11 protein-coding genes are annotated in these 13923 nt (G+C 69.7%); 1 reads left to right on the forward strand and 10 read right to left on the reverse strand.

From position 1 onward, the window contains the following. Positions 1–35: 35 nt before the first annotated feature. From lpdA to purB, 7 genes are all read right to left on the reverse strand, one after another. Entirely contained in the window at positions 36–1472 is a 1437-nt protein-coding gene (gene lpdA / locus LDO11_RS07785; protein WP_232141023.1) for a dihydrolipoyl dehydrogenase, read from the reverse strand. Positions 1473–1574: 102 nt separating this feature from the next. Next, the gene (sucB, locus tag LDO11_RS07790) at positions 1575–2801 is read right to left on the reverse strand and encodes a dihydrolipoyllysine-residue succinyltransferase (RefSeq protein ID WP_232141024.1); all 1227 of its coding nucleotides are present in this window, start codon (positions 2799–2801) and stop codon (positions 1575–1577) included. A 36-nt stretch (positions 2802–2837) separates the two neighbouring features. Then, positions 2838–5708, reverse strand: coding sequence for a 2-oxoglutarate dehydrogenase E1 component (locus LDO11_RS07795; protein ID WP_232141025.1), 2871 nt, complete (start codon positions 5706–5708; stop codon positions 2838–2840). A gap of 182 nt (positions 5709–5890) precedes the next feature. After that, a complete protein-coding gene (locus LDO11_RS07800) occupies positions 5891–6811 on the reverse strand; it encodes a GNAT family N-acetyltransferase (RefSeq protein WP_232141026.1) in 921 nt (306 codons plus the stop codon). Further along, positions 6808–8058: a cupin domain-containing protein gene (locus LDO11_RS07805; RefSeq protein WP_232141027.1), complete on the reverse strand. Its 1251-nt coding sequence runs from the start codon at positions 8056–8058 to the stop codon at positions 6808–6810. The genes LDO11_RS07800 and LDO11_RS07805 overlap by 4 nt, the downstream gene beginning before the upstream one ends. Positions 8059–8125: 67 nt before the next feature. Then, positions 8126–8539 (reverse strand): VOC family protein, encoded by a 414-nt coding sequence (locus LDO11_RS07810; RefSeq protein WP_232141028.1) that lies wholly within the window; start codon positions 8537–8539, stop codon positions 8126–8128. 70 nt (positions 8540–8609) lie between these two features. Next, positions 8610–9974: an adenylosuccinate lyase gene (gene purB / locus LDO11_RS07815; RefSeq protein ID WP_232141029.1), complete on the reverse strand. Its 1365-nt coding sequence runs from the start codon at positions 9972–9974 to the stop codon at positions 8610–8612. Positions 9975–10183: 209 nt separating this feature from the next. On the opposite strand from purB, the gene LDO11_RS07820 reads away from it, so the two are divergent. After that, complete coding sequence (locus LDO11_RS07820; RefSeq protein WP_129135988.1) at positions 10184–11587, forward strand: class II fumarate hydratase; 1404 nt, start codon at positions 10184–10186, stop codon at positions 11585–11587. A 45-nt stretch (positions 11588–11632) separates the two neighbouring features. Here the strand turns inward: LDO11_RS07820 and LDO11_RS07825 are convergent, their stop codons facing one another. The 3 genes from LDO11_RS07825 to LDO11_RS07835 form a co-directional block, all read right to left on the reverse strand. Further along, positions 11633–12313, reverse strand: a complete 681-nt coding sequence (locus tag LDO11_RS07825; RefSeq protein ID WP_129135987.1) for a YggN family protein — start codon at positions 12311–12313, stop codon at positions 11633–11635. A gap of 89 nt (positions 12314–12402) precedes the next feature. Further along, a complete protein-coding gene (locus tag LDO11_RS07830) occupies positions 12403–13074 on the reverse strand; it encodes a YggN family protein (protein WP_129135986.1) in 672 nt (223 codons plus the stop codon). A gap of 25 nt (positions 13075–13099) precedes the next feature. Continuing rightward, positions 13100–13921: a GIN domain-containing protein gene (locus LDO11_RS07835; RefSeq protein ID WP_232141030.1), complete on the reverse strand. Its 822-nt coding sequence runs from the start codon at positions 13919–13921 to the stop codon at positions 13100–13102. Positions 13922–13923 lie beyond the last annotated feature (2 nt).

Raw genomic sequence — 13923 nt, forward strand, 5'->3', positions numbered from 1 at the left:
CGCGGTGGCGCCGGGCGCGCCCGGCGGCCGTGGTGTCAGTTCGCCTTGTGGATCGCGCGCTTGTCGACCGCCATCGCGGCGTCGTGGACCACTTCCGACAGGGTGGGGTGGGCGTGGCAGATGCGTGCCAGGTCGTCGGCGGAGCCCTTGAACTCCATCGTCAGCACGCCCTCGTGCACCAGCTCGGAGACGTTGGCGCCGACCAGGTGCATGCCCAGCACGCGGTCGGTTTCGGCATGCGCCAGCACCTTGACGAAGCCCGCCGGCTCGACCATGGCCACGGCGCGGCCGTTGGCGGCGAAGGGGAAGCTGCCCGACTTGTACGGCACGCCTTCTTCCTTCAGCTGCTGCTCGGTCTTGCCGACCCAGGCCAGCTCCGGCTCGGTGTAGATCACCCAGGGAATGGTGTCGAAGTTGACGTGGCCCGGCAGGCCGGCGATGAGTTCCGCGACCGCGATGCCTTCCTCGAAGCCCTTGTGCGCCAGCATCGGGCCGCGCACGCAGTCACCCACGGCCCAGACGCCGTCGACGCCGGTGTGGCAATGCTCGTCGACCTCGATCTGGCCGCGCTCGGTGAGCTTCACGCCTGAGCCTTCCGCCAGCAGGCCCTTCGACGCCGCCTTGCGGCCTACGGCGACCAGCAGCTTGTCGACGGTGATGGTCTGTTCGCCGGCCTTGTCGGCGAAGGTGACCTGCACTTCCTTCTTCTTGCCCTTGCCGGTGACTTCGGCCTTCGAGACCTTGGCGCCCAGGCGGATATCCAGGCCCTGCTTCCTGAACTCGCGCGCGGCGACCTTCGAGACCTCGGCATCGGCGGCGGCCAGGAAGTCCGGCATCGCCTCGAGGATCACCACCTCGGCCCCGAGCCGCTTCCACACGCTGCCCAGCTCCAGGCCGATCACGCCGGCGCCGATCACCGCCAAGCGCCTGGGCACTTCGGTGAAATCGAGTGCACCGACGTTGTCGACGATGGTCTCGCCGTCGAACTTCGCGAACGGCAGCTCGATCGAATCCGAGCCGGCTGCGATGATGACGTTGGTGCCGGTGAGCTCGATCTCGCTGCCGTCGTGCTGCTTCACCTTGACCAGGCGATCGGCGTGCAGGGTGGCGAAGCCGTAGTACGGGGTGACCTTGTTGGCCTTGAACAGCTGCGCGATGCCGCCGGTGAACTGCTTCACGATGGCGTCCTTGCGGCCGACCATCTTCTCGACGTCGATCTGCGGATCCTTCGCGGTGATGCCGTGCTGTTCGAACACATGCTGCAGGTTGTGGAACTGGCGCGAGGAGTCCAGCAGCGCCTTGGACGGGATGCAGCCCACGCGCAGGCAGGTGCCGCCCAGCGCCGGCTTGCCGTCCTTGCCGAGCGCGGCATCGATGCAGGCGGTCTTCATGCCCAGCTGTGCGGCGCGGATGGCGGCGTGGTAGCCGGCCGGACCGGCACCGATGACGACGACGTCGAATTGTTCAGCCATGTTCGTTTCCTTGCTTGATCCCTTCTCCCGCGTGCGGGAGAAGGTGGCGCGCAGCGCCGGATGGGGGCGCGCCTCTCCGCGAGCGGAAGAGGGCCCAGAACTTTACAGGCCCAGCAGCATGCGGTGCGGGTTCTCGAGCTGGTTCTTGATGTCGACCAGGAACAGCACCGCGTCCTTGCCGTCGATGATGCGGTGGTCGTAGGACAGCGCGATGTACATCATCGGCGCGGCGACGACCTGGCCGTTCTCGACGATCGCGCGCTCCTTGATCGCGTGCATGCCCAGGATCGCCGACTGCGGCGGGTTGACGATCGGCGTCGACATCAGCGACCCGAAGGTCCCGCCGTTGGTGATGGTGAAGGTGCCGCCCTGCAGGTCGTCCAGCGCCAGCTTGCCGTCACGCGCCTTGGTCGCGTAGTCGGCGATCGACTTCTCCACGTCGGCAAAGCCCATGCGCTCGACGTTGCGCAGCACCGGCGTCACCAGGCCGCGGTCGGTGGAGACCGCGATCGAGATGTCGGCGTAGCCGTGATAGATGATGTCGTCGCCGTCGACCGAGGCGTTGACCACCGGGTACTTCGCCAGCGCGTTGGCGGCGGCCTTGGCGAAGAAGCTCATGAAGCCGAGCTTGATGCCGTGGTCCTTCTGGAACTGTTCGCCCAGCTGCTTGCGCAGGGCCATCACCTTGCCGAGGTTGACCTCGTTGAACGAGGTCAGCATGGCGATGGAGTCCTTGGACTGCATCAGGCGCTCGGCGATGCGCTTGCGGATGCGGGTCATCGGCACGCGCTCTTCCGGACGCGCGCCACCGGACACCCCGGGGGTCTTGCCGCTGGCGTAGTTCACCAGGTCTTCCTTGGTGACCGCGCCACGGCGGCCGGTGCCTTCGACCTGCGACGGATCGATGCCCTGGGTCACGGCGGTGAAGCGTGCGCCCGGCGGCAGGTCAGCGGCGCCGCCGGAGACCGGGGCGGGACGGGTGGAAGCGGGCGCGGCGGCTTCGGCCTTCGCGGCCTCGGCCTTCGGCTGCACCTGCTCGGCACCGGCGGCCGGCTCGGCCTTCGGCGCCTCGGCCGACTTCGCCGGGGCGGCGCCTTCCTCGATGATCGCCAGCACCTGCTGGCTGGTGACGGTGTCACCCTCGGCGTACTTCAGCTCCTTGATCACGCCCTCGACGGTCGAGGGGACCTCGAGCACGACCTTGTCGGTCTCGAGGTCGACGATGTTCTCGTCGCGCGCGACGCTGTCGCCCACCTTCTTGTGCCAGGTGGCGATGGTGGCGTCGGAAACGGATTCGGGGAGTACCGGTACCTTGATCTCGGTGGCCATGTGTTGATGCGTCCTGGTCGTAATCGGTGTGGGGGGTCAGTCGGCGGCGAAGACGCTGCCGACGGGCGAGGCGAGGGCGTCGGCGACCAGCTTCTGCTGCTCGGCGACGTGGTCGGCGAAGTGGCCGACGGCGGGCGAGGGCGAGCGCTGGCGGCCGGCGTAGTGCAGCTCGAGGCCGGCCGGCACGCAGGCCTGCAGGTGGTGGCGGATCTGGTACCACGCGCCCTGGTTCTGCGGCTCTTCCTGGCACCAGACCACGCTGGTGGCCTTGCCGTAACGGCCGAGTTCAGCGGTGAGCGCTTCGCGCGGGAACGGGTAGAGCTGTTCGACGCGCACGAGGGCCACGTCGTCCTGGCCGCGCTTTTCCCGATCCTCGAGCAGGTCGTAGTAGACCTTGCCCGAGCACAGCACCACGCGCTTGACCTTCTTCGGGTCGGCCGAGGCGTCGCCGATCAGGTGCCGGAATTCGCCGTTGGCGAGTTCCTCCAGGCTCGACACCGCGAGCTTGTGGCGCAGCAGCGACTTCGGGCTCATCACCACCAGCGGCTTGCGGGTGGTCATGTGCATCTGCCGGCGCAGCATGTGGAACGCCTGCGCCGGGGTCGACGGCACGCACACGAGCATGTTGTCGAGCGCGCACAGCTGCAGGAAGCGCTCCAGGCGCGCCGAGCTGTGCTCGGGGCCCTGGCCTTCGTAGCCGTGCGGCAGCAGCAGGGTGAGCCCGCTGATGCGGCCCCACTTGGCCTCGCCCGAGGCGATGAACTGGTCGATCACCACCTGGGCGCCGTTGGCGAAGTCGCCGAACTGGCCTTCCCAGATGCACAGGGTGTTCGGGTCGGTGGTGGAGAAGCCGTACTCGTAGGCCATCACCGCTTCCTCGCTCAGCAGCGAGTCGATGACGGTGGCACGCTCCGGCGAATCCACCAGCTGGCGCAGCGGCAGGTGGTAGGTGTCGGTCTTCTGGTCGTGCAGGATCGCGTGGCGGTGCGAGAACGTGCCGCGGCCGACGTCCTGGCCCACCAGGCGCAGGCCGAAGCCCTCGTCGAGCAGGGTGGCGTAGGCGAGGTTCTCGGCGAAGCCCCAGTCGGCCGGCGCTTCACCCGCGGCCATCTTCCGGCGGTCGTCATAGACCTTGGACACGCGCGCATGCAACTGCACGTCGTCCGGGATGCGGGTGATCGCCTGCGCCAGGGACGTCAGCTTCGACAGCCCGACCGCGGTGCTGGTGTCGTCGCTGAGCCTGCCGGACACCAGCGTGCCCCAGTCGACGAACAGGCGGCTCTCCGGCGGCGTCTTCTCCACCTTGGCCAGCTCGGTGGTGACCTCGCCGGAATCGAGCTTGTCGCGGTAGGCATCCACCAGCGCCTGGCCCGCCTTGGCAGGCAGCACGCCGGCGCCTTCCAGCTGCTCGGCATAGAGCTCGCGGGTGGTCTTGTGCTTGCGGATGATCTGGTACATCACCGGCTGGGTGATCGCCGGCTCGTCGGCCTCGTTGTGGCCGTGGCGGCGGTAGCACACCAGGTCGATGACCACGTCCTTGCGGAATTCCTGGCGGAAGTCGTAGGCCAGGCGCGCGGCGAAGGCGACGGCTTCCGGGTCGTCGGCATTCACGTGCAGCACCGGGGCGGCGATCATCTTCGCCACGTCCGTGCAGTACAGCGTGGAACGCGCGTCCTCGCGGTTGCTGGTGGTGAATCCGACCTGGTTGTTGACCACCACGTGCACGGTGCCGCCGACGGCGAAGCCACGCGCCTGCGACATCTGGAACAGCTCCATCACCACGCCCTGCCCGGCGAACGCGGCGTCGCCGTGGATCAGGATCGGCATCACCTTGCGGCGGTCGGTATCGCCACGGCGCTCCTGGCGCGAACGCACCGAGCCGGCGACCACCGGGTCGACGATCTCCAGGTGCGACGGGTTGAACGCCAGCGCCAGGTGCACCGGCCCGCCATCGGTGGCGACATCGGCGGAAAAGCCCATGTGGTACTTGACGTCGCCGGCCAGCGCGAGCGCGTTGTGCTCGAACTTGCCTTCGAACTCGTCGAACAGCCGGCGCGGGCTCTTGCCAAGGGTGTTGACCAGCACGTTGAGGCGGCCGCGGTGGGCCATGCCGATCACGATGTCCTTGACGCCGTCGTTGCCGGCGCTGCGGATCACGGTGTCGAGCAGCGGGATCAGCGAATCACCGCCCTCCAGCGAGAAGCGCTTCTGTCCGACGTACTTGGTGTGCAGGTAGCGCTCCAGGCCCTCGGCCGCGGTCAGGCGCTCGAGGATCCTGCGCTGCTCGTCGGGGGTGTGGCTGAAGCGGCCGCCGGCCTTTTCCATGCGCTCGTACATCCAGCGGCGCTGGTCGGCCTGCGGAATGTGCATGAATTCGGCGCCGATCGGGCCGGCATAGGTGGCCTTGAGCAGCGCCAGCAGCTCGCGCAGGCGCATGCGCGGCGCACCACCGAAGGTGCTGGTGCCGCCGCCGGGTCCAGTGGCGAACTCGGTGTCGAGGTCGGCGTCGGACAGGCCGTGGAAGGGCAGCTCGAGGTCGGGGGCGTCGATCTTCTCGGCCATGCCCAACGGATCGGTATCCGCCTGCAGGTGGCCGCGCGAACGGTAGGCGGTGATCAGCTTGAGTACCGAGCCCTGCTTGCGCTGGGCGTCGAGGTCGCCGCCGTTGCCGCCGGCAGCGGTGATGACACCGGCCTTGGCCTCGCGGCCGGCGCGGGCGACCGCGTCCATGACCACCGAGTGCGGCACGTCGCCGGCCTCCCGCCCCTTGAAGCCGTCGAACCAGGTTTTCCACTTGGTGCCGACGCTGTCGGGATCCACGAGGTACTGCTCGTACAGATCCTCGATATAGGCGGCGTTGGCGCCGAGCTGGGAAGACTGGGCGAACTGCTTGAGAAGACTGTCCACGTCGGGGGTTTGGGCTCGGATAGAGGGGGCGGGAGACGGCCCGGACGTGGTTACAGCGGCCGCCCGGGTCGGGATGCGGCAAAGAACGCGATTATAGCCCCAGCACACCGAAGGGGGCGACCCGTTGCCGGCGCCACCGGGGTGCCGCGGCACCCCCGTTCATGTTGTCGCCGGCTGCCGGGTCAGATCCCGAGCACGCGGAATTCGCTGGCCGGGCGCGCGCGTTCCCACACTGGCAGGAAGGTGTCGCGCAGCTGGCGCGCCCGGCCCGGGGCGTCGAGTTCAGCCTCGCCGTCGAACCGGTTGCCGAGGGTGCGGAAGTAATAGCCGCCGGCGTCGGTGGCGATGTAGGCCGGTGCGTAACCGCGGTCCACCGGTTCCTCGACCACGCGGAACGTGAACACGCTCGACAGGCGCTGGGCGAGCGGCAGCAGCGGCGCATGCGCTCGTTGCGCGGCGGCCGGGTCCTGCAGCAGGAAGCGCGCCTCGACACCGCCGCCGCGGGTGCCGAAACGGCGCAGCGCCGCCAGGACCTCGGGGTCGTCGAACAGGCCCGGATCGAGCTCGCGGCTGTACACCCATAGCCGCCGGCGTGCGCCATGCACCAGCGCGCAGACGATGGCCGCCGCGGCATCGCGGTCCTCGATCGCCTGCGGCCGCGCCAGCGCACGGCGCATGGTCTGGTGCTGGATCCCGGCCTCGTCGAAGCGCGCGCCCTCGGGGACGAAGCCGTGCCGGGTGTAGAAGCCGATGGCCTCGACCTGGGCATGCAGCGCCACCTCGGACAGCCCTTGCGTACGCGCCTCGCGCAGCAGCGCCTCGAGCAGCGCGTCGCCGACCCCCTTGCCGCGCCACTCGCGCAGCACGGCCATGCGGCCGATCCGCCGCTGCGGGGTCAGCCGCGCGGTGCCGATCGGGCGGCCGCCGGCATCGCGGGCGATGACATGGGTGCTGCGCGGGTCGTCGTCGTCGCGCTCCAGCGCTTCCGGAACGCCCTGTTCCTCGATGAACACCACGCCGCGCACCTGCAACAGTGCGGCGTGGTCGCGTGTCCAGTCGGCCGTGGCGACCTGGAACGGCCCGGGCGGCGGCTGGCCGCTCATCGCCCGTCGATCTCCACGCCGTCGCCGTCCTCCGCACCGTCCCACTCGCCGTCGTCGGGCGGCAGCAGGTGGTAATGGCCGGCCTCGAGCAGGGCGATCACGGCGTCGCGGCCGGTGTCGGACAGGCGCGAGTACAGCGCATCGTCCACCCGCGCCGACGCGGCAAGCGCGCGCGCGTCCGCGACCGGCAGGCCGAATTCCTGGCCCGATGCGTACAGGCGCGCGCCGCGGCGCGCACGCCGCCAGGCCATCCGCGTCCACGGGTGGCGGTGCAGGGCGCCGCCGGCGCGCAGGTCCCATTCCACCTCGATGCGCGGGCGGCTTTCGCCCCCCGGCATGGCCTCCGCGCCGGCGCGGTAGAGAGTGATGAAGCGGCCGAACCAGTCGCCGAGGCGGTCGGGGTCGTTCATCCGCAACGCGTTGAGGGCCTCGATCACGCGACCCATCGCCAGCGCGTCGATCTCCCACGGGTCTTTCGGGGGCGCCATGCCGGCGTCGCGGTAGCGGATGCTGTCGTCGGCATCGGCCACCACGGTGTCGAGCCAGTCGGTGATGAGTTCCGCCGACGACGGCGCGCGCGTGCCCACCGAGAACGTCAGGCAGGGATTCACCGCAACACCATGGTGCGGCATGCCCGGCGGCAGGTAGAGCATGTCGCCCGCGTCGAGCACCCAGTCGTGGCTGGGATCGAACTGGCGCAGCAGCTTCAACTCCGCATCGTCGCGGAAGGCGGTCGGCGGGTTGGCGCGGGCGTCGATCTGCCAGCGGCGCTGGCCCTGGGCCTGCAGCAGGAACACGTCGTACTGGTCGATATGCGCGCCGACCGAGCCGCCGGTGGCGGCGAAGCTCACCATGATGTCGTCGATGCGCCAGCGCGGCAGGAAGGTGAAGGCGTCGAGCAGCGCCGCGATGTCGGCGTCCCACTTGTCGACGTCCTGCACCAGCAGGGTCCAGTCGTGGTCGGGCATGCCGGGAAAGGCGTCTTCGGGGAACGGACCGGTGCGCAGGCCATAGCGGTCGGCTGCGCGGTCGTGCTCGACGATGCGCGCCAGCACGCCGTCCTCGCAGGCCAGGCCGGCGAGGTCGTCGGGTTCGATCGGCGAGACGAAGCCGGGAAACGCGTTGCGGACCAGCAGCGGCCGCTGCTGCCAGTAGTCGCGCAGGAAGCGTTCGGCGGACATGCCGAGCGGGCCGCCTTCGGGCGTCCGGCTGGCGTCGATTTCAATCGGGAATGGGGGGCGGCTCATGGGGCCGCAGCCTACGCGAAAACCGGATCCGCCTCACGCGAAAACCGATGCCGCGGGCGCGTCCGGATCAGGCCGGCGCGGTGGCGATCGCGTCGTAGCCGCGCCCGAGGAACTGCAGCAGGCACCAGCCGTGCCCGAACGGATCGGCGATCTGCACGATCCGCCCCCAGTCCGCTTCGCGCACATCGCCTTCCTGCGTAAAGCCGGCACCGAGCGCCCGGGTCAGCGCGACGTCCAGGTCGTCGACCACCACGTCCAGGTGGCAGGGCATCCAGTGGCGGGCATAGTCGCGCGGACGCGTCGCGGCGGCGGTGCTGCCGGCCGCCTTTACCAGCAGGTAGACCGGCGCCTGCGCGCCGAGCAGTTCGACGCCATGCGCGCCAAAACGGCGCCCGGCGCGCAGGCCGAATGCCGTCGTGTACAGGGCCTCGGCTGCGGCGAGATCGGGAACGTCGAGGTTGACGAGGATGGAGACGGACATCGGCACTTCCTCCCTGCAGCATTGGCCGGACGCGCGGCACGAGGCCTTGCGCTTTCCGCCGGCCGATCGTTCAGATCCCGCGGGCGAGGTGCTCCGCAAGCCCGGTGTAGCCGCCGGGGGTGAGTTCGCGCAGCGGCTGCTTCGCATCCTCCGGCAGCTCCAGCGACTCGACGAAGGCACGCATCGATTCCGCGGTGATGCCCTGGCCGCGGGTCAGCGCCTTCAGCTGCTCGTACGGGTTGGGCAGGCCGTGGCGCCGCATGACCGTCTGCACCGCCTCGGCCAGCACCTCCCACGACGCGTCGAGGTCGGCGTCGAGCCGCTGCGGGTTCACTTCCAGCTTGCCGAGGCCACGCGACAGCGCGTCCAGCGCCACCTGGGTGTGGCCGAAGGCGGTGCCGAGCGCGCGCAGCACGGTCGAATCCGTCAGGTCGCGCTGCCAGCGGCTGATCGGCAGCTTGGCGCTGAAATGCTCGAACAGCGCATTGGCGATGCCGAAATTCCCCTCGGCGTTCTCGAAATCGATCGGGTTGACCTTGTGCGGCATCGTCGAGGAGCCGACCTCGCCTTCCTTGAGCCGTTGCTTGAAGTAGCCCAGCGAGATGTAGCCCCAGATGTCGCGGGCGAGGTCGATCAGAATGGTGTTGGCGCGGCGGGCGGCATCGCCGATCTCGGCGATGTTGTCGTGCGGCTCGATCTGCGTGGTGTAGGGGTTGAACACCAGCCCCAGGCCCTCGACGAAGCGCTGCGCGAACGCCGGCCAGTCGACATCCGGGTAGCTGGCGACGTGCGCGTTGTAGTTGCCGACCGCGCCATTGATCTTGCCGGTGAACTCGACCGCGGCGATCTGGTGGATCTGTCGTTCGAGGCGCGCGACCACGTTGGCCAGCTCCTTGCCGAGCGTGGTCGGCGATGCGGTCTGACCGTGCGTGCGCGACAGCATCGGCTGCCCGGCCTGTGCGTGCGCCATGGTGCGTAGCCTGTCGGCGATGCCCTGCAGCGTCGGCAGCAGCACCTCGCGCCGCGCCTGTTCCAGCATCAGTCCATGGGACAGGTTGTTGATGTCCTCGCTGGTGCAGGCGAAGTGGACGAACTCGAGCGCGCCGGCCAGGCCCGGCGCATCGCGCAGCTGGTCCTTGATGAAGTACTCGACTGCCTTGACGTCGTGGTTGGTGGTGCGTTCGATCGCCTTGACCTGCGCGGCATCCTCGACCGAGAAGTCATCGGCGATCGCGCGCAGGCGCTCGGTGGCGGCGTCATCGAACGGTGACAGTTCGACGATGCCCGGCTCCGCGGCAAGTGCCAGCAGCCATTCGATCTCCACGCGCACGCGGGCGCGGATCAGCCCGTACTCGGAAAACACCGGGCGCAGTGCATCCACCTTCGATGCGTAACGGCCATCCAGCGGCGACAGGGCGAGCAGGGCGTGGGACATGGGAATGCTGCACAACGGACGGGCGCGCATTTTATGCGGGATCGAACAGCGCTGCAGGCGCGGTGGTTCGCGTGCCGGGCCTGCAGGGGCGCTCACGATGACGCGCCAGTGGCGTGTGGCGGCATCCCGGGCCTGCACCGTCGCTGTCGTATCCTCGGGAACACACCCGGCGGAGCCTGTGGCCCGCCATCACCGCACAGGAGAGCGCCATGCCGGAGTCCTTTCGTACCGAACACGACAGCATGGGCGAACTGCAGGTGCCCGCCGATGCGCTGTGGGGCGCGCAGACCCAGCGTGCGGTGCAGAACTTCCCGATCTCCGGGCGGCCGATGCCACGCGGTTTCATCCGTGCACTGGGGCTGGTGAAGGCCGCCGCGGCCGATGCCAATGGTGGTCTCGGGCTGTTGCCGGAGCGCCTTGCCGCATCGATCCGGCGTGCGGCGCTTGCCGTGGCCGACGGCGACCACGACGCGCAGTTCCCGATCGACATCTACCAGACCGGGTCCGGGACGTCATCGAACATGAATGCCAACGAGGTGATCGCCGCGCTGGCCTCGGCGCGCGGCCGCAAGGCACACCCCAACGATCACGTGAACCTCGGCCAGAGCTCCAACGACGTGATCCCGACCGCGCTGCGCGTGGGTGCGGTACTGGCGGCGGAAGAGGACCTGCAGCCGGCGATCCTCCACCTGCGCCGGACCATCGACCGTCGCGCGCGCGGACTGAAGAAGGTGGTGAAGACCGGGCGGACCCACCTCATGGATGCGATGCCGCTGACGTTCGCGCAGGAGTTCGGCGCATGGTCGGCGCAGCTGGAATCGGCGCAGGCCCGCATCGCCGATGCGCTCAAACGCCTGCGCCGGCTGCCGATCGGCGGCACCGCGATCGGCACCGGCATCAATGCCGATCCGCGTTTCGGTGCGCGCGTGTGCGCGGCGCTGTCGAAGCAGACGCGGGTGAAGTTCGCCAGCGCGGAGAACCGCTTCGAAGGCATCGCCTCGCAGGACGATGCAGTGGAGATGTCCGGTCAGCTCAACGCGCTGGCGGTGGCGCTGATGAAGATCGCCAACGACCTGCGCTGGATGAATGCCGGGCCGCTCGCGGGCCTGGGCGAGGTCGAGTTGCCGGCGCTGCAGCCGGGCAGTTCGATCATGCCGGGCAAGGTCAATCCGGTGATCCCGGAGGCGGTCGGCATGGTCTGCGCGCAGGTGATGGGCCACCACACCGCGATCACCGTGGCCGGGCAGAGCGGCAACTTCCAGCTCAACGTGATGCTGCCGCTGATCGCGGCCAACCTGCTGGAGTCGATCCAGCTGCTGGCCAACGTGTCGCGCCTGCTGGCCGACAGCGTCATCGATGGCCTGAGCGTGCGCCGCGACATCATCGCCACCGCGCTGGACCGCAACCCGATCCTGGTCACCGCGCTCAACCCGGTGATCGGTTACGAGAAGGGCGCGGCGATCGCCAAGCGCGCCTACGCCGAAGGCCGGCCGGTACTGGACATCGCGCTGGAGGACAGCGGCCTGGATGAAAAGACCCTGCGCGCGCTGCTGGACCCGGAAGCGCTGACCCGCGGTGGCATCCACGGCAAACCCGGCGGCGGAGGCGGCTGAGCCCCAGCTGCCGGGCGCGGGTGTGGCACGGCGACCGCTTGCAGCTCAGCCGGCTGACGTTGGCGCCGTGGCGGCTTCCGCCGCTGCATCACGTTCTTCAAGCTTGCGATGGCAGTTCTCGACATCGTCTCCGGTCATCGTCGCGTAGGGCACGAAGGCGGGCACCGCGGCGGCGAGCGCCTGCTGTGATTCGAGCATTGCCGGCAGATGTCCGCACAGGCCCAGCGCCGCCTGTTCGATGCGCGCACCTTCGGCTTCCATCTGTGCCTCGAATTCCTTGCTACCGCCGGTGAACAGCGCGCCCAGCGCACCGCGTGCCGCGTCGAGCCCGAGGGCCGCGCCCTGCGCGCCGATCTCCATGCCGGCATCGGCCACCGCGATCACGTTGGCGCGGTGGGCCAGCACCAGCGCCCTCTGGCGGTCGTCGAGCGGCACGGGTTCGCCATCGATCAGCAGGTCGCCCGCGGGGCTGATCTTTGCCGGCGGCAGGCCGTCCGTGCGGGCACCGTCGCCGAAACTGAAGCCACGGCCGTCGCCCTTGCCGCCCACGCCGATGTCGGCGGTGGCGAGTTCCTCGCGGGCCTTGCCGATGGCCTGGCGGGTGGTGCGCGCCACCAGGCCCTCATCCGGTTCCGCGGTGTCACCGGTGGCGGGCGGAGCCGGGTTGCTGCAGGCGGACAGCGGCAGCAGGCAGAGCAGCAGCAGGGCGGGAAGGGAGCGGGTCATGGCGGTCTCCGGAGTCCGAAAGAAATGTGGGCGAAGCGGAGCCATCCCATCGGCCGTGCACGTGCCCGGCCAGGGACGGCGGCAGATGGTCAGCGCCTGGCGAATTCGCGGCGGACCTGGCGCTCGCAGTCGCTGGCCTCGTCGACGGTCATGGTGGCGTAGGGCCGGAACGCGGGCAGGCTGTCGGCGAGGCGTTGCTGCGACGCGTACAGCGCCGGCAGGCGGGCACAGATCGCGCGTACGTCGGATTCGACGGCGGTGGCAATCTGTTTCTCGAGCTGTCGTTCCAGGCTGCCTGTCATGGCCGCGACCATCAGGCTGAACACCCCACGGTCGACCGCATCGATCGCAAGCTGCGCGCTGCGCTCGCCGATGTCGATCCCGGCAAGGCCGATCGCGATCACCCGCCCGCGGTAGTCCAGCAATTGCCGGCGCTGCGCCGCATTGACGGCCACGGCCTCGCCGTCGACCAGGAAGTCGCCGTCCGGGGTGATCTCCGCCGTCGGCAGCGCGGAGGCGGCCTCCTCGGACGCCTGGCCGGGGCGCAGGCTACGGGCGACGTCGATGTTGCCGGTCGTAAGCTCGAGGCGTGCCTTGGCGAGATCGGCCTGCACCTCGCGCCGGGCCTGGGCGAGTTCGCTGCTGATCTCCTGGTTGACGCCGCCATCCGCCGCCTGGCCGGGTGGTGCGGGCGCAAGCATCGCCACGAGCAGGCAGGCCGACAGCATCGGCGGAAGGATGCGGTTTCGTGAGGTGTGCATGGGAGGCTCCGCTGCGGAAGGAGGGTCAGCGCTTGCGGGGAAGGTCGACGGTGCCGGCGACATCGCGGTGGTCGACGTCGCCGCTGCCCCTGGAGCGGACGGTGAGCCCGCCCTGCACGTTGCGCACGTCGAAGTCGCCGGATCCGATGGAACCCAGCACGACGTCGCCGGTGACATCCGCCAGCGACGCGTCGCCGGAGCCGATCGAACCGATGTCGACGTTGCCGCCCGCACCGCGCAGTTCGAAATCGCCGGAGCCGATGCTCCCGACTTCGACGTCGCCACGCACCTGCTGGACCTCGATGTCGCCCGAGCCCAGCGAGAGGATCTTGAGCGCGCCCAGGCCGCCCAGCGCGGCGTCGCCGGAGCCGACCTTGGCGGTCAGCAGGCCGCGGACCTGGCGCACGTCGACATCACCCGAGCCGACGTCGGCGCTCGCCGTGGCGGCGCCGGTCAGCCAGGCATCGCCCGAGCCCACGCGCAGCTGCACGAGGACGTCGTCGGGCACCGTGCCTTCCAGCGTCAGGTAGGCATAGCGGTCGCCGAACGACAGCCCGCGCCGGTCCGCACGCTGCAGGGTCACGTGCAGGGTGTCGCCACGCAGCGCCTGGGTGACCGACAGGCGTTCCAGGTCGCCCGCACTGGAGGCGCAGGCGCGGCCGGCGATCCGGTGGTCGTTGCCACCTGCGCCCTGCAGGCGCAGCGTGTGCGGGCCGATGTCGAACATCACGCGCCTGGCGCCGGCGGTTTCCAGGACGAGCTCCTGCGGCTGGCTGTGCGCGCAGCGTTCCTGGGCGAATCCGGCGACGGGGAGCAGGCAGAGCAGCAGGGTGGCGGTGGCTTTCATCA

Origin of the sequence: Alterluteimonas muca (assembly GCF_021191595.1) — a bacterium.
Classification (GTDB): Bacteria; Pseudomonadota; Gammaproteobacteria; order Xanthomonadales; family Xanthomonadaceae; genus Luteimonas; species Luteimonas muca.